Below are 16,339 nucleotides of genomic sequence, written 5' to 3'. Positions count from 1 at the left end.
GTCGCGAACGCCGAAGGGTGCGAGCTCAGTCGACGTACGACCCGGCGCCGCGAGCGCCGAGCGCATCGACCGACACGAACGTGCCGTCGGCGCGGCCGACCGCAGGAGCACCGGTGAAGGTGCCGGCGGGGCGTGCCGCGTACTCCGCGTCGACCACGACGTACGTGCCGGCGGGGTAGGCCGCGCGGGGCGAGGCCATGGTGCGAGCCGGACGAGCGGCGCGAGCCGCCTTGGCCGGACGGGTGCGGACCGAAGCGGTGCGCGGGAGACGGATGGAAGCGGTGTCGGACATGGTGCGACTCCTTCATTCGAAGGTCGGGGCCGCTCCGTCGCGGCCCCCGTGTGTCAAGGTGCTCGTCGAGCACCCACTGGCGGTGAGCTTACGCGGCACGCATCGGAGGACGCTCCGTGCTCCGCGTGGGTAGGGTGCAGGCGTGACCGACCTCATCCGCCGCCGCCTGCTGGTCGACGGCGTCGTCCAGGGCGTCGGATTCCGCTACTGGACCGAGCACGAGGCGAACCGCATCGGGGTGGCGGGGTTCGTGCGCAACCGCGAGGACGGCCGCGTCGAGATCGAGGCGGAGGGCACGCCCGACCGGGTGGCTGAGCTGCTCACGTGGGTTCGGGACGGCGGGCCGGCCGCCGCACGCGTCGACGGCGTGGAGGTGGGCGACGTGCCGGTGCGGGGCGAGGGCGGGTTCACGACGGCCCGCTAGTTCCTGCGCCCGGGGCACCTACGAGGGCGGGCCGGCGAGGAGCGCGCGCGGGTTCTGCGAGAAGACGGCGTGGTTGAAGCGGCGGCCGAGCTCGGGGTCGCGGGGCTGGCGGAACGGCCGGTCGGAGCCGTGCACGAGCGGAGCGACGCCGACGATGCGCGCCATCGCGTCGATCGCGCGCTCGTCGTAGGCGCTGGTCTCGTAGAAGACGTTGGGATCGCTCTTCGGCACGCGTCCGCCCCGTGCCGAGGCTGCGGCGTGCGCCAGCGGCGCGAGCCCGGCTAGCGCGATGAACGCCACGCGCAGGGCGGGGTGCCGGTCGCGGCCGCCGTCGGCCCAGGTGTTCCAGGCGGTCTTGAGCTGCTCGGCCCGCGGCAGGGTGTCGCTTGTGGCGACACCGTGGTTCGGGGCCGCGACGACGTGGCGCGGGTGGAAGAGCACGGGCTTGCCTGCGCGCTCGACGATCGAGAAGACCGGCTCGAGGCGCTCGAGATCGGCCGCCGACGCCAGGCTGGTCGCGGGCACCTGCAGCCCGACGACCCGGTCGTGGGCGAGGATCGCGGCGACGCCGTCGAGGTCGAACTCGTTCATCGGGGTGGCCGCCCAGACGCGGAACGGCTCGCCGAGCTCGAGCGCCGACCGGTGCCAGACGGCGATGAGCTCGCGGGCGTCGTCGAACGGGAGCTCCTCGACGCGGAGGTTGCCCGGCAGCGACAGAAGCACGTCGCCCTTGCCCTCGGCCAGCTCGCGGAAGCGGCGGCTCTCGACGTCGTGCGCCGTCGGGTTCACCGAGTAGGGCGACTCGCCCTCGGTCAGCAGGGTCCAGTCGTCGACGATGCGCGGCAGAGCCGAGCGCGAGCGGAGAGCGTCGAGGAACTCGACCGGCAGCAGGTGCTGGTGCAGGTCGACCCGCGTCGACGCAGGCCTGACAGCACTCGTGAGAGGCGCAGTCGTCTCGGGGACACTCGCCAGACGCATTGCCCCAGAATACCGGGCGCAGGAACGTCGGAGGCCCCTCCTAGGCTTGGAGTATGCCCCCGGAACCCCTCGTCGTCGGCCCCGACGGCCTCTCCCGCCCGATCTGGGCCTCGACCGACCCCGTGCTCCAGGCCTACTACGACACCGAGTGGGGCATGCCCGTGCGCGACGAGCGCGGCCTGTTCGAGCGGCTGAGCCTCGAGGCGTTCCAGTCGGGCCTCTCGTGGGCGACGATCCTGAAGAAGCGCGAGAACTTCCGTGCGGCGTTCCGCGACTTCGACCCCGAGGTCGTCGCGGCCTTCGACGACGACGACCGCGCACGGCTGATGGCCGACGCCGGCATCGTGCGCAACCGGCTCAAGGTCGACGCCACCATCGACAACGCCCGGGCCGCGATCGCGCTCCGCGACGAGGGCGGGCTCGTCGACCTCGTGTGGTCGTTCCGTCCCGAGGTCACGCCCGAGCCCCTGACCCTCGCCGACATCCCGACGACGTCGCCCGAGTCGGTCGCCCTGTCGAAGGCCCTGAAGAAGAAGGGCTTCCGCTTCGTCGGCCCGACCACGATGTTCGCGCTGATGGAGGCGACGGGCATCGTCGACACCCACCTGCTGGGCAGCCACCGACGCGGAACCTCGGGCGTCTGGGCCTAGCCTCCCCTCCGGATTCACTTTCGGCGAGTAGAACTGCACCGTGACCACCACCGACCGAACCGGTCAGACAGACGCCCTCGAGCAGGGTCAGATCAAGGCCCTGCGCAGGAACTCCCTCCGGGCCTGGATGCTCGACGGCCTGAGCGACCGCTCCGGGGTCCACCCCGGCCCCCACGCCGAGGCACCCGAGAAGACGCACTCGTGGTGGCGCGTCATGTGCCTCACCGGCGTCGACTACTTCTCGACGCTGGGCTACCAGCCCGCGATCGCGGCCGTCGCCGCTGGCCTGCTGTCGCCGTTCGCGACCATCGTGCTCGTTCTTCTGACCCTGCTCGGCGCGCTCCCCGTCTACCGCCGGGTCGCCCGCGAGAGCTTCAAGGGCTCCGGCTCGATCGCGATGCTCGAACGGCTGCTGCCGTGGTGGGGCGGCAAGCTGTTCGTGCTGATCCTGCTCGGCTTCGCGGCCACCGACTTCATGATCACGGTCACCCTGTCGGCGGCCGACGCGACGGCCCATGCGATCGAGAACCCGTACGCGCCCGGCTGGTTCCACGGGGCGCAGGTACCGCTCACGCTCTTCCTGATCGCGTTGCTCGCCGTCGTCTTCCTCCGCGGCTTCAAGGAGGCGATCGGGATCGCGGTCGTGCTGGTCGGCCTCTACCTGGTGCTGAACGCCGTCGTCATCGTCGTCGCCTTCGTGCACGTCGGCGAGAACACCCAGGTGATTGGGAACTGGTGGCAGGCGCTCGCCACCCAGCACTCCAATCCGCTCGCCATCGTCGGGATCTCGCTGCTGGTGTTCCCCAAGCTCGCACTGGGTCTCTCCGGCTTCGAGACCGGGGTCGCCGTCATGCCTCAGATCACCGGCGACAAGGACGACACCCCCGGGCGTCCGCTCGGCCGCATCCGCGGCGCCAAGCGCCTGCTGGCCACGGCCGCGATCGTCATGAGCTGCTTCCTGATCACGTCGAGCATCGCGACCACGCTGCTGATCCCGCAGAAGGAGTTCCAGGCGGGCGGACAGGCCAACGGACGGGCGCTGGCCTACCTCGCCCACCAGTTCCTGGGCAATGGATTCGGCACGGTCTACGACATCTCGACCATCACGATCCTCTGGTTCGCCGGCGCCTCGGCCCTGGCCGGCCTCCTCAACCTGGTTCCGCGCTACCTGCCCCGCTACGGCATGGCCCCGCACTGGGCCGCCGCGGTCCGCCCGCTCGTGCTGGTCTTCACCGCCATCGCCTTCATCATCACTCTCGCCTTCGACGCGAACGTCGACGCGCAGGGCGGCGCCTACGCGACCGGCGTGCTCGTGCTCATCACGTCGGCCTCGGTCGCCGTCTTCCTGTCCGCCCTGCACAAGCGCCAGCTGAAGCGCACCATCGGCTTCGGCGTCGCAGTCGCCGTCTTCGGCTACACGACGGTGCTGAACGTGATCGAGCGCCCCGAGGGCGTGCGCATCGCGGCCCTCTTCATCGCCGGGATCGTCGTCGTCTCGATCCTGTCGCGCGTGCGCCGCTCGTTCCAGCTCCGGGCCACCTCGGTCTCGCTCGACGCCGCCGCCCTGGCATTCGTGCAGGAGGACGCCGACGAGTACGGAGCCGTCCGCATCGTGTCGAACGAGCCCGACGACGGCTCACGGCTCGAGTACAAGACCAAGCTCGCCGACGAGCGCAAGGCCAGCGGCATTCCCATGCGGTCGCCGATCATGTTCCTCGAGGTCTACCCCGACGACTCCTCCAACTTCGAGGAGGACCTCGAGGTGTGCGGGTACTCGGTGCACGGGTACCGCGTGCTGAAGGTCCGCAGCGGCAACGTGCCGAACACGATCGCGACGATCCTGCTCGAGATCCGCGATGTGACGGGCGTCGTGCCCGACATCTACTTCGAGTGGACCGAAGGCAGCCCGATCTCGAACATGCTGCGCTTCCTGGTGACCGGCGTCGGCGAGGTGGCGCCCGTGACCCGCGAGGTGCTGCGGCGCGCGGAGAAGGAGCGCTCTCGTCGCCCCGACGTGCACGTGAGCTGAATGCTCGATCTAGCGGTAGTGAGGGGTCGCTGCTTGCTCTCGCCGGGGTCTGGCTGAGCAACCAGCGACTCCTCAGCCGGGTGAGTGCGAGGGATGGAAGGCGGGCAGGCCGAGGCACCAGTCGAGCATCGCCGGCCACTCGCCGTAGCCGGAGGACGGCGTGATGTGACCCGCGCCCGGAACCTCGACCACAGGGGCCGCCACGTGCGGGGCGATCCCGGCCGCGCCGTGCGGCGCGAACTCGTCGCCGCCGCCGATCACGACGAGCGCCTCGTCGGCGCGGAGGTCGAGCGGCTCGCCCGTCGGTCGCCAGGCGAACGCCGCCACCGCGGGGATCGCGAGCATGACGTCGGCCTCGGGCGGCGAGACCACCGCCACGCGAGCCACCCGGGGCACCTCTATGCCTTCGGCATCCGCTCGCGAACAGGCCCGGAGCCACATCACCGCTGAGGCGCTGTGGGCGACGACCGTGACCGGCCCCTCGGTGAGCGTCGCCAGGTTCGCGAGCGCGACCTCGAGCCAGGCGGCTTCGTCGGGGGCGTCGGGATCCGGCAGCTGCGGGTAGCGGACGTCGTGTCCGCGGACTGTGAGCTCTTCCGCGAGATACCGCTGCCAGTGCCCGGGCGGCCGATGGTTCTCATAGCCGTGGAGGATCAGGAAGCTCGAGGGCGTCGGGACGTCCATCGTCAGCCGAGCGCCAGGGGGCGGACGGAGACGACCTCCGCGACGGCCCGCGGCGGCAGGTCGACGACCATGCGGACGGCATCCGCGATGTCGCTCGCCCCGAGGTACTTGTCGGCCTGGTAGGCGTTGCCCCTGGAATCCTGGATCTCGCGCTGCATGTCGGTGTCGACCTGCCCGGGGTGGACCGAGCTCACGCGGACGCCGTGGGCGCGCTCCTCCTGTCGGAGGGCGTCGGCGAAGGCCCGGACGGCGAACTTGCTGGCGGCGTAGACGCCGCCGTCGCCCCGAGAGGTGAATCCCGCACCCGAGTTGATGACGATGACGGTGCCCCGTGCCGCACGGAGGGCGGGGAGGGCGACACGCGTGATCTCGGCGACGGCCACGACGTTCACCTCGAGCACTCGGCGCCACTCGTCGCGCGACGTGGCCTCGACGGTCGACCCGCCGATGACACCGGCCGAGTGCACCAGCACGTCGAGCGTCGTGAGCGAACCGTCAGGCCCGGCGGCCAGGAATCCGTCGAGCGCACCGTCGCCGGTCAGCTCGGCCGCCCAGGTCGTGGCCGACGGCAGCTCGGCGGCCAGGGCGTCGAGAGCCCCCTGATCGCGGCCCTGCACGATGACGTGGTGGGTGCGGCCGAGGTCGACGGCGATGGCGCGCCCGATTCCGCGCGAGGCACCGGTAACGAGGGCGATGGGGCGGGGCGTCGTGGTCATGGCTCCATTCTGGCGGGCCGGGAGGGGCGGCGGCCGGGAGTTCCTGCCATCTGAAGGCAACTCGGCGCCACCCGTCGCGTGTCGAGGACCCGCCTCCGGTAGCGTGCACGGATGCGCAGCATGCCCGATTCCCTCGACCTCGACGTCGTCTCCGAGATCGACTCCCGACTCGACGCGGTCATCGCCGACCACGACGTCGTCGTGCCCTGGGCCATCGAGAGCGGCAGCCGGGCGTGGGGCTTCCCCTCACCCGACAGCGACTACGACTGCCGGTTCTTCTTCGTGCGCGGTCGCGACCGCTACCTGTCGCTCTGGCCCGAGCGCGACGTGATCGAGACGCCGCTCGACGAGGTCTTCGACGTGAACGGCTGGGACCTCGCCAAGGCCGTGCGGCTCCTGGCCCGCGGAAACGCGGTGGTCGTCGAATGGCTGAGGTCGCCGATCGTGTACCGGGGCGACGAGTGGTTCCGGGAGGAGTTCCTGCACCTGGCCTCCGAGGTGGCCGACCGCGCGCTGACCGGGCGCCACTACCTGCACACCGGCATCAACCACTGGCCCGACACCGACGCCCCGATGAAGCTGAAGCGCATCTTCTACTCGCTCCGCGCCGCGACGACCCTGCGGTGGCTCGTGTCGAACCCCGACTCGGCTGTGGCGCCGATGGATCTCCCGACCCTGCTCGCCGAGAGCGACCCGCCCGCCGACGTGCTGGCCGAGACCGCCGAGCTGCTCGAGAAGAAGCGCACGACGCGGGAACTCGGGGTCGGCCGCCCGCCCGGAGCCGTCGCCGCTTTCATCACCGGCGAGTTCGAGCGCGCCACCGAGCTGTACGAGACCGCCGAGCTGGTGCCGTCGGTCGTCAAGCAGACGGCCTCCGACGCATTCTTCCGCCGCGTGCTCGAGCGCTACCAGGGCTGACGCGGCTCCGGCGCGGCGCCGCTCAGCGCCAGCTCCTCGGCCCGTCGGTGCCCGCCGGGTACTCGTCGAGCGGCACCTTCCCGGCGCGCCAGGCCTTGAGCACCGGCTCGACGATCCGCCAGCCCTCGACCGCCGCGTCGCCACGCACCGACAGGGCCGCGTCGCCGTCGAGGATCCCCTGCAGCACCTCGCCGTAGGCCGGCAGGTCGCCCTCGCCGAAGTCGACCTCGAGGCTGGCACGGTCGATCGTGTAGGGGTCGCCGGGCCCGTTGACGTTCAGCTCGAGGCTCATGGTGTCGGGCGAGATCGCGATGCGGAGGCGATCGGCGGTGGTGCGGGTGTGGAACTCCGGCGGCACATGCGTCGGCGCCTTGAACGTGATCATGATCTCGCGCCGGTGAGTCAGGAGGGCCTTGCCCGAGCGCAGCAGGATCGGCACGCCGGCCCACCGCATGTTGCGCACCTCGACAGTCATCTCGGCGAGCGTCTCCGTCCCGAGATCGGGGTCGACCCCGGGCTCCTTCTTGTAGGCGGGCAGCTTGCGCCCCTCGATCGTGCCCGTGCCGTACCGCGCTCGGCGGCTGGTGGTCGCGTCGTCGTTCCACAGGTGCGTGGCCCGGAGCACGAGCTGCTTCTGGTCGCGCACGTCGGCCGCCCCGAGAGTGGCGGGCGCCTCCATCACGAGGACGGCCATCACCTGCAGCAGGTGGCTCTGGATCATGTCGACGAGCGCCCCGGCGTGGTCGTAGTAGCGCGCGCGGTTCTCGAGGCCGAGCTGCTCGTCGTAGACGATCTCGATGCTCTCGACATCGCGGCTCGACAGCATCGGCTCGATCAGGCGGTTCGCGAACCGGAGTCCCAGCAGATTCAGCACCGTCGACCGGCCGAGGAAGTGATCGACCCGGTGGATCCGGTTCTCGGGCACGATCTTCAGCAGCTGCGCGTTCAGCTTCTTCGCCGACCGCTCGTCGGTGCCGAACGGCTTCTCGAGCGCGAGCGACGTGCCCTCGGGCACCCCCATCTTCTGGAGCGCCGCGCAGGCCTTCTCGGTGATCGCCGGCGGGAGGGCGAAGTAGATCGCGGGCGGTGAGGCGCAGGAACTCAGCAGCCCCGCCAGCCCCTCCTCCGAAGTGACATCCGCCTTGATGTACGTCGTCGAGCGCAGCGCCGCCTGCACGGCGGCCCCCTTCGCCCCCTCGCTCGCGAAGGATTCAGCGACCCGCTGCTTCCACTCCTCGGGGCTGAGGTCTTCGACACCCGAGCCGATCAGCTGCACGCGGCGGTCGCGGTCGTGCGTCAGGAGCGTCCCGAGGCCGGGCATGAGGAGCCGTGCAGCGAGGTCGCCCGAGGCGCCGAGGATGAGGAGGGTCGAGGTCTTCGAGGGGGCCATGCCTCGGATGCTAGACGTGCAGGACGACCGGCGCCCGGGGAGACCCGTCTCAGCCGCGGAGTGCCGCGAGGAGCGCCTCGCCGTTCGGCGACCCGAGGCCGGTGCAGGCGTCCCACCCCGGACCGGCCGAGAAGCTGCCGTTGTCGCCCTCGGTCACGTCGCGGAACGCGGAGGCCGCTGCGTACAGCTTCGGCTGGGCGAGCCCGAGCGGTGCCCCGAGCGCCTGCGTGAGCCTCGCGGCCAGCGCCGCCCACAGCGGAGCCACGGCGCTGGTGCCGCCGAGGACCGACCGCGTGCCGTCGACCAGCACCTCGTAGCCCGTGGCCGGGTCGGCGTTGCCCGAGACGTCGGGGACGCCGCGGCCGCCGCCGGGCTGGGTCGACGCGGGCACGCCGCTCGACGACTGGTAGCCGGGCCGCGCGAAGGCACGGCTGACCCCGCCGCCGGTGGCGCCGCGGCCGGCGCCGTTGTTCCAGACGGTCTCGGCGGCGATGGCGCCGCCGATCGCTCTCACGCTCGTGCCCCCGCACGCGAGCACGTTCGGGCTCGACGCGGGGAAGTCGACGTGGTCGGCGCCGTCGGTCTGCCCGTCGCTCGAGCCGTTGTCGCCCGCCGCAGCCGTGACCGTGACTCCGAGCGCGGCCGCATCGACGAGGGCGTCGTCGAACGACGAGCGCGCCTGTGCGGTCCAGCGGTCTTCGCTCTGACCCCAGCTGATGCTGATCGCCGCCGGAGTCGGCGTCGCGTGCGCCGCCGTCGCGACAGCGTCGACGAAGCCGTCATCGGTGTTGGGCGCGAAGTAGACGACTATCGCGGCCTCGGGCGCCAGCGCGCCGACCACCTCGATGTCGAGCAGCACCTCGCCGTCGGCGCCCGACGGGTCAGCGCCCGGCGCGTTGGAGCCGCCGTCGACGCCGACCGCAGTCACGGACGGCGTCGCGATGCCCAGCCCGCCGAAGTACGCGTCGAGATCGGCCCGCCCGAAGCCGCCGCCGAGCTCGACGATGGCGATGGTCTGGCCCTCGCCGTCGGTGCCCGCCGGGAACGCGTAGAGCTCGCCGAGCTCGACGGGCATGAAGGAGGCGGCCCCCGCCGTCGCGGGGGCTACTCGAAACTGCGCGCGCCTGGGGGCGGTCGTCCAGCCCGAGGACGGCGGTGACGACGCCGTCGAGGGCGCTCGGAACGCTGAGCGTTCCGGTGCGGTGCCGGTGGACGGCGCGAGGCGAGGCGCTGTCTGGCCCGGCGTCGCCCGTGACCGGCGCGTCAGCTCCGGCCGGGCCGTCACCCGCGACCGGGCCATCACCCGCGACCGGCGCCTCGCTCGCGACCTCGTCGAGCGACGTGCCGAAGACGGCCGACATCACCCGCACACTGCCCGAGACCCGGGCCCGTCGGCTCGCCGCATCGACGGCGATGACCGTGACGCCGAGCGACCCGAGGGTGCTTCGCAGCAGGTCGACGTCGGCCGGGGCGGCGCCGTGGTCGCGCAGGTACGCGTCTCGATCGACGGCGCCGGCCTCGACGACAGCGGGATCGACGGGGTTCGCCCGCCGCAGGATGAGCGTGGCCTCGACGACCGCGGAGTCGTCGAGGGTCGCGGCCGCCGGCTGGACGCCGGGCGCGGGGGCGCGCTCACTGCCGGGCAGGGTGACGAGGTCGAGGTGGGCGAGTGGATCGGTCGCGTCGGTCATGGGTCCGGTGTACTCCGAGCCACCGACATGGCAGCCGGGATGGACGAAAGGCCTCCGGACGCACGTGTGCCCCCGGCACGAAGCCGAGGGCACACGGAGGTCGAAGGGAATGCTCGGCGCGGCCGCCACTCGGATCAGGAGAAGGACGAGCGCACCGTCCCCATCGACGCTGGGCGCCCGGTAACCAGCCGAGTCGCTTGGACACCATAGCGAACTCCTCGGTGCCACGGGTGTCTTTTGTCTCGGAATGCCTCCCGATCTGGGGTGAGCCGCCTCGATCCCGGTGCTTCCCGCAGGCGACACCTGGGACAATGGTCGGCGTGACCGTCCTGATCGTCTCGCTCCTCGTCGCCTGCATCGTGCTCCTCATCGTGGTGCAGAGCGTCGCGCGCCACCGCCGCCTGCAGAAGCGGGCCGACGCGGGTCAGGCGAGCCTTCCCGCCACCACGTGGATCGTGTTCGGGGCTTCGGCGGCCTTCCTGATCTTCGCCGTGTTCGTGCTGCCTGCGATCCTGCGGGCCTGACGTGGGGGGCTCAGCGTGACGGCGGCCACCCCGCTCTGGCGCGACCTGACGGTCGGGCTGTCGCTGCCCGATGCGGCCTTCGGCGCCGCGATCGACATCGACGGCCTCCTGGTCGAGCCCGATCTCCACTACACCGCGACGGCCGAGTCGAGCCGCCTTCTCCTGATGCCGCGCGCGGGGACCTTCACGAGGCTCCTGCTCGAGTGGGAGACGCTTCCTGAGATCGGGATCTTCTCGGCCACGTCGTTCCCCGCCGACGCATTCGACTCCGCCGAGCTGGCCCGGCTCGAGACCTGGATGCGCGACGCGGCCTTCCTGCTGCACTCGCACCGCGACCTGATCCGCGGGTCGGCCGAGCGCGCCGTCGCCGACGCGGCCAGCGGCCGCGACACGAGCCTGCCGCGGACGACGACGCCGAGCTCGCACGTCGTGTCCGTGCATGTGGGCACACGGGTCGGCGAGCCGTTCGAGACGGGCGACGCCGCTCAGACGTACGACCAGCACATCTTCCGCGAGCTGCTGTTCGACGACCTGTGGCAGGCGCACGTGCACCTGCTGGCGGGCCTCGACGCACCCGCCAGCATCACGTACCTCTAGTCCGTAGTCCTGTCCGTCTGATCCAGCCCTGCGGGCGTCAGACCTCTTCGATGCCGAACCGGTCGACCCGGCGGTGGAACACGGTGCCGGTCAGGCCGCCCAGCAGGGCGCCGCCGATCGACAGCACGATGATGAGACCCTCGACGATCAGTGCCGGCACGGTGATGAAGTCGTCGATGGTCAGCGGCCCGAGCTGGTCGCGGTAGTCGGCGATCATCGAGTTCTGGCTGCCGATCACGACGGCCACGACCGAGAAGATGATGGCGAGGAACACGCCCCACAGCCACACCGCGAAGCCCTGCTTGATGCCCGAGAACCGGGCCATCCGCGCTGCGACGAAACCGCCGACGAAGTACGAGATCAGCATCACGAACAGCGCGATCCCGAGCGCGACGATCTGCAGCGTCTGGACGCTCAGGGTCGTGCCCGACGACGAGATCGTGTCGACGCTTCCGTCGAGGAGCGGCTTCTGCACGAAGCCCGAGGCCTGCGCGATGCCGCCGGCGATCCCGCCGAGCAGGACTGCCAGGCCCGTCGCGGCGAGCCATCCGAAGAACGCGGCGCCGAAGTTGAAGCCCGAGAACTCCTGCTTCTGCCGGAACACCATCTCGCCGTGGAACGCGCGCCGCTGCGCGAGCTCCTCGGGGGTGAAGTCGTCGTCCGAGGCGATCCCGTCGGCGAACCCGAGGCTCTCGGCCGGCGAGGTGCCGAGGCTCGAGATCGGCGTGGTGCTGGTCACGGCCGGAACCGTCTGGGTCGGCGGCGCGTACGGCGTCGGCGTCGTCACCGGCGCGGGAGCGGCGCCCTCCGACGGCGAGACGGGCGCGGGCGGCGGGGTCCACGACGAGGCGCGGGCGCCGTTCGGCGCCGTGATGCGCGTGTCGTCGAGGTCGTCGTTCGCATCGGCGCCTGCGGGGGCGGATGCCGATGATGCGGGCGCAGGAACTCCGGCCTCCCCCGAGCGGGCCGCCTCGGCGGCCCGGAGCGCGCTGTCGTCGTGCAGCGCGCCGGTGGCCGAGGCTGCGGCGGGAACCGCCGACGTCGGCTGCGCGAGCGGCGGCACGCTCGGCGCCGCGGGAGCGGCGTCCGGCTCAGGCGTCGAGGCGGGCTCGCGGGTCGAGGTGGGCTCGGGCGTCGAGGCAGGCTCGGGCGTCGAGGCTCGCTCGGCTGCGGCCGGCTCCGGCGACGAGTCCGGCTCCGGGCCGGGCGCGGAGCCGACGGCGATGGGCTCGGAAACGGGCTCATCGGCGGAACGGGCGGGCTCGTCGACGGGCTGCTCGGCAGCGTGCACCGGTTCATCCACCGGCTGCTCGGACGCGGGCTGCTCGCCGGCGGGCTCCGACTGGCTCGGACCGACGGGCTCGGACTCCGCCTCGGCTGCCGACTGCTCGGCGGCGGGCCGCTCCGTCTCGGCGGAGGCCTCCGGGGCGCGGGTGGCGGTCCACGCGGGGGCGGGCGCGGCGAAGGACGTGTCGTCGGGGTCGGCGCTACGTTCCTGCGCGAGGGCACCGTCCTGCGCGGAGGCATCGTCCTGCGAAGGGGCACCGCCCAGCGCTGTCCTGCTCTGCTCTTCGGCCTCGCCGTGCGGGGCGCCGGCCGGCGTGTTCGGATCCGTCATGATCGCTCCTCGTGATCGGTCTCCGGGGACGCTACCCCGCCCCGCCCCGCCCGCCGCTCTCCCCCGCCGCCTGCCGCCGAACCCGCGCCGGCGCCGTCCCAGGCCGCCGCTGGCCCGTTCCCGCGCGCCCGCGTCACGAACCGGCCGATGCCGCCGCCGCCCGCTAGCGTGGGGGCACCGATCGACGACGAACGACGAGGCACCATGACCGACACCACTTCGCAGCCCGCGACGGGCCGCTCGCGCCCCGACCCCGAGATCGCCCGCTCCTGGCTGCTCGTGCCGGGAACGCGGCCGGAGTCGTTCGATTCCGCCGGCTCGTCGCGCGCCGACCAGATCGTGCTCGACATCGAGGACGCCGTCGACCCGAAGCGCAAGCCGGCCGCCCGCGACGACGTGGTCGCCTGGCTGTCGAACGGCGGTCGCGCCTGGGTGCGGATCAACGACCGGTCGAGCGACTTCTGGTCGGACGACGTCGACGCCCTCGTCGGGCTCCCCGGCCTGCAGGGCGTGATGCTCGCCAAGACCGAGGCCGGCGAGCACGTCACCGAGACCTTCGACCGCCTGCACGGCGTCACACCGGTGCTGGCGCTGGTCGAGTCGGCCCTCGGCATCGAGCTCTCGCCGAGCATCGCCAGCGCGCGCGGCGCGTTCCGCCTGGCGTTCGGCTCGGGCGACTACCGCCGTGACACCGGCACCAGCGCCGACGACATGGCCATGGCCTACCCGCGCTCCCGCCTCGTCGTGGCCTCGCGCATCGGCAACCTGCCCGGCCCCATCGACGGCCCCACGGTCGGCTCGAGCCACGGCGTGCTCCGCGAGCAGTCGACCATCGCGGTCAACCTCGGCCTGACGGGCAAGCTGTGCCTCGACGTCGACCAGCTCCCGGTCATCAACGAGGTGATCTCGCCGACGCCGTCCGACACGGCGTGGGCCCGCGACTTCCTCGCCGACTTCGAGGGTCGGGGCCGGATCATCCGCGACGGCAGCGACCTGCCCCGCCTCGGCCGCGCCCAGAAGATCGACCGGCTCGCGCGTGCCTTCGGAGTGCAGCCGAACTAGGCGCCCCAGCGAGCCCCGCAGGTGGCACGCTTGACCCATGCCCTCCCGCCCCCGCCGCAGCGTCACCCGCATGACGCTCGACGAGGCCGAGCGCATCGTCGCCCTCGACCGCGACGGCACGCTCGACCGGAGCGAGCCGGCCGTCGACAAGGTCGTCTACGAGGCGCACCGGGTGATGCAGCGCGCAGCGATCTGGGGCTCTGGCCCGGGCCACCCGTCGCGCCGCCGCTTCGCCTTCCTGTTCGTCGGAGTGGCCGTCTTCTTCGCGGCGTGGATCGCCGGACTCCTCGTCCCGCTCGTCGTGGGGAGCTGATCGGAGTGTCATCGGCCCGCCCGCGGTACCGCCTCGAGTTCCTGCTCGTGATCCTCGCGGTGGTCGGCATCGTCGCCGCCATCGGCGTCACGCACGACCGGGCCACGTCGACGCAGCTGTCGCACGGGGCAGCAAGCTCGCCGCCGTGGCCGGCCCCGACGGGTGATCGCCAGCAAAAATTCAGCGCCGCCGCCAACCTGCCGAACGTCTACGGCGCGAAGCTGGCCGAGCACGTCCACACGCACCTCACGATCACCGTCGACGGCGTGCCCCAGGCCGTCGCCGCGCAGATCGGGCTCGACGAGAGCCACGGCTACGCGACGTCGCTCCACACGCACGACACGTCGGGCATCATCCACGTCGAGTCGCCCGAGCGCCGCGACTTCACCCTCGGTCAGTTCTTCACCGAGTGGGACGTCCGGCTCGACGCCCGCCACATCGGCTCCGAGGGCCGCGACATCGGCGAGATCCTGACGGTGTTCGTCGACGGCCATCGGCGGGTCGGCGATCCCTCGTCGATCGTGCTGCGGAACCTCGACGACATCGACCTCGTCATCCACGCGGCAGGAACCCGCGCGCAGCCCGCTCCGGCCTTCGACTGGCCGGGCAACTACCGCTAGGCGGGCTCCCCCGCCCCGGCGGCGTCCTTCGCGCCGCCCTCTGCCTCGTGGTCGCCCTCGGCGCGAGCGTGCGCGCGCTGCATCGCCTCGCCGTGCTCCGTCTTGCCCTCGGCGATCAGATCGTCGTCGCCGGTCACCATGCCGATCGACTCGCGCACCCGGCCTCGGACCGACGCGACGACGTCGGCGGCCGAGGGATCGAACATCTCGCCGGCCTCGCCTTCGCCCTCGTGACGGAACACCCGGAGCACGCCGCCCTCGTCGTACTCGATGGGCTGCTCGGCGTGCTCCACGCACAGCTTCGCGACCTCCTCAGCGTGGGCGTACATGACCGAGTGGGCGGCCCCGGGGATCTCCCACAGACGCGACGACGGCAGGAGCTCGCCGACCCGGCGCACCCAGTCGCTCGGAGCGACCGCGTCGAACTCGCCGCGGATCACGAGCGTGTCGGCCTTCACGTGCGGGAGCGCGCGCTCCATCGGGAATGTCATCATCTTCGGCAGGATCCGCGAGAACCACTTCACGCCGCAGAACAGGTAGGCCGAGAACGCGAGCGCCTTCACGCGGCCGGGCTCGTGGACAGCGGCCTGGGCGAATCGGAGGCCCTGCTTGAGGAGGACGCGCTCAGCCGGGTTGATGACCGGCCCGATCAGGACGACGGTCGAGATCTCAGGACGCCTCGCGACGAGATCGGTCACCACCTGCGTGCCCATGGAGTGGCCCACGATCACCGGATCGACGAGCTCGAGCTCGTCGATGACCTTTCCGACGAGGTCGGCGTACTGGCGGATCGTCATGGCGTCTTCCGGGTGCGGAACGCCCGCGAAGCCCGGAAGGTCGACCGCGTAGACAGGGCCGAACTCGTTCAGGTTCGGGGCGAGCCTCTCGAAGTAGTTGCTCGCGACGCCGATTCCCGGGACCAGCACGAACGGCCGGACCCCCTTGTCGCCGATCGACGACACGCGCACGTAGACGTCGCCGGCTTGGACGCGCGTGACGCTGACGGTGGTGTCGGATCCCTTGACCATCGGGCCAGTCTGCCAGCGCCTGGAAGAAAGTTTCAGTCGGGGCTTGCTTAACGAACTATCACGATATATCTTTGAGCTATCGCCGGGTAGGAAAGCCCAGCGGTCCACCGAACTTGCAGAGCCCGACAGCGTCGCCCTCTGCACCTATCGAAAGAAGTACTCCATGAACACGCACGATTTCTTTGAGAAAGACACAACCCGTACCCACCACGAGCGTCCCGAGTTCGGTCCCTTCCGAGGCCGCGGCCGCGGCTTCGGCCCCGGCATGAGCGGCTTCGGTGCCGCAGCCGGCGCCATGGGCCCCGGCTTCCCGTTCGGCGGCCCCGGCATGGGCTTCGGCCCGGGCCGCGGCGGCCGCGGCCGCGCTCGCAAGGGCGACGTCCGGCTCGCGATCCTGTCGCTCCTCGGTGACGCCCCCGCGAACGGCTACGGACTGATGAAGTCCATCGCCGAGCGCACCGAAGGCGCCTGGCGTCCCAGCCCGGGCTCGGTCTACCCGACCCTGCAGCAGCTCGTCGACGAGGGCCTCATCGCCGTCACCGGCGAGGGCCGTCAGTCGATGTACCAGCTCACCGACGAAGGCACCGCCTACGTCGCCGAGCACGGCGACGAGATCGCCAAGGCGTGGGGCGAGGCCACCGAGGCCGACCCCCGCCACGACGAGTTCATCGGCTCGGCCATCAAGCTCGCCGGCGTCATCAAGCAGTTCGCCTTCGACGCCACCCCCGAGCAGCGCAGCGCCGGCAAGGACAAGCTCGACGAGCTGCGCCGGGCGCTCTATACGATTCTGGCCGACTAGCTCCGT

The 16,339-nt window shown here is 71.8% G+C and carries 19 protein-coding genes; 10 read left to right on the top strand and 9 right to left on the bottom strand.

Annotated elements, in window-relative coordinates; genetic code table 11:
* Positions 1-25: 25 nt before the first annotated feature.
* Positions 26-292, bottom strand: a complete 267-nt coding sequence (locus tag AC07TY_RS07945) for a hypothetical protein (RefSeq protein WP_123505276.1) — start codon at positions 290-292, stop codon at positions 26-28.
* Between the two features lie 142 nt (positions 293-434).
* Between AC07TY_RS07945 and AC07TY_RS07940 the strand changes: the two genes are divergently transcribed.
* A complete protein-coding gene (locus tag AC07TY_RS07940; RefSeq protein WP_494784936.1) occupies positions 435-716 on the top strand; it encodes an acylphosphatase in 282 nt (93 codons plus the stop codon).
* Between the two features lie 18 nt (positions 717-734).
* Here the strand turns inward: AC07TY_RS07940 and AC07TY_RS07935 are convergent, their stop codons facing one another.
* A complete protein-coding gene (locus AC07TY_RS07935) occupies positions 735-1,694 on the bottom strand; it encodes an amidohydrolase family protein (protein WP_123505278.1) in 960 nt (319 codons plus the stop codon).
* Positions 1,695-1,747: 53 nt separating this feature from the next.
* Here AC07TY_RS07935 and AC07TY_RS07930 point away from each other — a divergent pair, with 53 nt between their 5' ends.
* Together AC07TY_RS07930 and AC07TY_RS07925 are read left to right on the top strand one after the other, a co-directional pair.
* Entirely contained in the window at positions 1,748-2,344 is a 597-nt protein-coding gene (locus AC07TY_RS07930) for a DNA-3-methyladenine glycosylase I (RefSeq protein ID WP_494784935.1), read from the top strand.
* A 127-nt stretch (positions 2,345-2,471) separates the two neighbouring features.
* Positions 2,472-4,373 carry an APC family permease gene (locus AC07TY_RS07925; protein WP_494785050.1) on the top strand — a complete coding sequence of 634 codons (1,902 nt, stop codon included), beginning with the start codon at positions 2,472-2,474 and terminating at the stop codon, positions 4,371-4,373.
* Positions 4,374-4,445: 72 nt separating this feature from the next.
* On the opposite strand, the gene AC07TY_RS07920 is transcribed toward AC07TY_RS07925, so the two are convergent.
* Both AC07TY_RS07920 and AC07TY_RS07915 read right to left on the bottom strand, forming a co-directional pair.
* Complete coding sequence (locus AC07TY_RS07920) at positions 4,446-5,057, bottom strand: RBBP9/YdeN family alpha/beta hydrolase (RefSeq protein ID WP_123505280.1); 612 nt, start codon at positions 5,055-5,057, stop codon at positions 4,446-4,448.
* 2 nt (positions 5,058-5,059) lie between these two features.
* Positions 5,060-5,773, bottom strand: a complete 714-nt coding sequence (locus AC07TY_RS07915) for an SDR family oxidoreductase (RefSeq protein WP_123505281.1) — start codon at positions 5,771-5,773, stop codon at positions 5,060-5,062.
* A gap of 120 nt (positions 5,774-5,893) precedes the next feature.
* On the opposite strand from AC07TY_RS07915, the gene AC07TY_RS07910 reads away from it, so the two are divergent.
* Positions 5,894-6,691, top strand: coding sequence for a nucleotidyltransferase domain-containing protein (locus tag AC07TY_RS07910; RefSeq protein ID WP_494784934.1), 798 nt, complete (start codon positions 5,894-5,896; stop codon positions 6,689-6,691).
* 22 nt (positions 6,692-6,713) lie between these two features.
* On the opposite strand, the gene AC07TY_RS07905 is transcribed toward AC07TY_RS07910, so the two are convergent.
* Genes AC07TY_RS07905 through AC07TY_RS07895 form a run of 3 tightly spaced genes read right to left on the bottom strand, consistent with a single transcriptional unit; the run spans position 6,714 to position 9,772 of the window.
* Positions 6,714-8,081 carry a glucose-6-phosphate dehydrogenase gene (locus tag AC07TY_RS07905; RefSeq protein WP_494784933.1) on the bottom strand — a complete coding sequence of 456 codons (1,368 nt, stop codon included), beginning with the start codon at positions 8,079-8,081 and terminating at the stop codon, positions 6,714-6,716.
* 49 nt (positions 8,082-8,130) lie between these two features.
* Entirely contained in the window at positions 8,131-8,922 is a 792-nt protein-coding gene (locus AC07TY_RS07900; protein WP_494785049.1) for a S53 family peptidase, read from the bottom strand.
* Between the two features lie 40 nt (positions 8,923-8,962).
* Entirely contained in the window at positions 8,963-9,772 is an 810-nt protein-coding gene (locus AC07TY_RS07895) for a hypothetical protein (protein WP_494784932.1), read from the bottom strand.
* A 320-nt stretch (positions 9,773-10,092) separates the two neighbouring features.
* On the opposite strand from AC07TY_RS07895, the gene AC07TY_RS07890 reads away from it, so the two are divergent.
* Positions 10,093-10,296 (top strand): hypothetical protein, encoded by a 204-nt coding sequence (locus tag AC07TY_RS07890; protein WP_148061149.1) that lies wholly within the window; start codon positions 10,093-10,095, stop codon positions 10,294-10,296.
* 15 nt (positions 10,297-10,311) lie between these two features.
* Positions 10,312-10,893 (top strand): hypothetical protein, encoded by a 582-nt coding sequence (locus AC07TY_RS07885; RefSeq protein WP_494784931.1) that lies wholly within the window; start codon positions 10,312-10,314, stop codon positions 10,891-10,893.
* A gap of 37 nt (positions 10,894-10,930) precedes the next feature.
* On the opposite strand, the gene AC07TY_RS07880 is transcribed toward AC07TY_RS07885, so the two are convergent.
* Positions 10,931-12,511: a YrzE family protein gene (locus tag AC07TY_RS07880; protein ID WP_494784930.1), complete on the bottom strand. Its 1,581-nt coding sequence runs from the start codon at positions 12,509-12,511 to the stop codon at positions 10,931-10,933.
* A gap of 204 nt (positions 12,512-12,715) precedes the next feature.
* Between AC07TY_RS07880 and AC07TY_RS07875 the strand changes: the two genes are divergently transcribed.
* The 3 genes from AC07TY_RS07875 to AC07TY_RS07865 are packed head-to-tail and all read left to right on the top strand — an operon-like array spanning position 12,716 to position 14,506.
* A complete protein-coding gene (locus tag AC07TY_RS07875; protein ID WP_488624541.1) occupies positions 12,716-13,573 on the top strand; it encodes an HpcH/HpaI aldolase/citrate lyase family protein in 858 nt (285 codons plus the stop codon).
* A gap of 37 nt (positions 13,574-13,610) precedes the next feature.
* Positions 13,611-13,886 (top strand): hypothetical protein, encoded by a 276-nt coding sequence (locus tag AC07TY_RS07870; RefSeq protein ID WP_233579887.1) that lies wholly within the window; start codon positions 13,611-13,613, stop codon positions 13,884-13,886.
* 5 nt (positions 13,887-13,891) lie between these two features.
* Positions 13,892-14,506: a hypothetical protein gene (locus AC07TY_RS07865; RefSeq protein ID WP_494784929.1), complete on the top strand. Its 615-nt coding sequence runs from the start codon at positions 13,892-13,894 to the stop codon at positions 14,504-14,506.
* Here the strand turns inward: AC07TY_RS07865 and AC07TY_RS07860 are convergent.
* Positions 14,503-15,534, bottom strand: coding sequence for an alpha/beta fold hydrolase (locus AC07TY_RS07860; protein ID WP_494784928.1), 1,032 nt, complete (start codon positions 15,532-15,534; stop codon positions 14,503-14,505). The genes AC07TY_RS07865 and AC07TY_RS07860 overlap by 4 nt on opposite strands.
* A gap of 163 nt (positions 15,535-15,697) precedes the next feature.
* Between AC07TY_RS07860 and AC07TY_RS07855 the strand changes: the two genes are divergently transcribed.
* Positions 15,698-16,333 (top strand): PadR family transcriptional regulator, encoded by a 636-nt coding sequence (locus AC07TY_RS07855; protein ID WP_494784927.1) that lies wholly within the window; start codon positions 15,698-15,700, stop codon positions 16,331-16,333.
* The last annotated feature ends 6 nt before the right edge of the window (positions 16,334-16,339 follow it).

The organism is Frondihabitans sp. GW821-FHT04F02, assembly GCF_059420045.1.
This window is presented reverse-complemented; position numbering and strand designations above follow the sequence as displayed.

Excerpts from the sequence above, each read along its gene's own strand:
- AC07TY_RS07925 (WP_494785050.1), top strand. The coding sequence starts at position 2,472 with ATGCTCGACGGCCTGAGCGACCGCTCCGGGGTCCACCCCGGCCCCCAC.
- AC07TY_RS07930 (WP_494784935.1), top strand. The coding sequence starts at position 1,748 with ATGCCCCCGGAACCCCTCGTCGTCGGCCCCGACGGCCTCTCCCGCCCG.
- AC07TY_RS07860 (WP_494784928.1), bottom strand. The coding sequence starts at position 15,534 with ATGGTCAAGGGATCCGACACCACCGTCAGCGTCACGCGCGTCCAAGCC.
- AC07TY_RS07875 (WP_488624541.1), top strand. The coding sequence starts at position 12,716 with ATGACCGACACCACTTCGCAGCCCGCGACGGGCCGCTCGCGCCCCGAC.
- AC07TY_RS07935 (WP_123505278.1), bottom strand. The coding sequence starts at position 1,694 with ATGCGTCTGGCGAGTGTCCCCGAGACGACTGCGCCTCTCACGAGTGCT.
- AC07TY_RS07905 (WP_494784933.1), bottom strand. The coding sequence starts at position 8,081 with ATGGCCCCCTCGAAGACCTCGACCCTCCTCATCCTCGGCGCCTCGGGC.
- AC07TY_RS07920 (WP_123505280.1), bottom strand. The coding sequence starts at position 5,057 with ATGGACGTCCCGACGCCCTCGAGCTTCCTGATCCTCCACGGCTATGAG.
- AC07TY_RS07880 (WP_494784930.1), bottom strand. The coding sequence starts at position 12,511 with ATGACGGATCCGAACACGCCGGCCGGCGCCCCGCACGGCGAGGCCGAA.
- AC07TY_RS07895 (WP_494784932.1), bottom strand. The coding sequence starts at position 9,772 with ATGACCGACGCGACCGATCCACTCGCCCACCTCGACCTCGTCACCCTG.
- AC07TY_RS07870 (WP_233579887.1), top strand. The coding sequence starts at position 13,611 with ATGCCCTCCCGCCCCCGCCGCAGCGTCACCCGCATGACGCTCGACGAG.
- AC07TY_RS07910 (WP_494784934.1), top strand. The coding sequence starts at position 5,894 with ATGCCCGATTCCCTCGACCTCGACGTCGTCTCCGAGATCGACTCCCGA.
- AC07TY_RS07945 (WP_123505276.1), bottom strand. The coding sequence starts at position 292 with ATGTCCGACACCGCTTCCATCCGTCTCCCGCGCACCGCTTCGGTCCGC.
- AC07TY_RS07855 (WP_494784927.1), top strand. The coding sequence starts at position 15,698 with ATGAACACGCACGATTTCTTTGAGAAAGACACAACCCGTACCCACCAC.
- AC07TY_RS07915 (WP_123505281.1), bottom strand. The coding sequence starts at position 5,773 with ATGACCACGACGCCCCGCCCCATCGCCCTCGTTACCGGTGCCTCGCGC.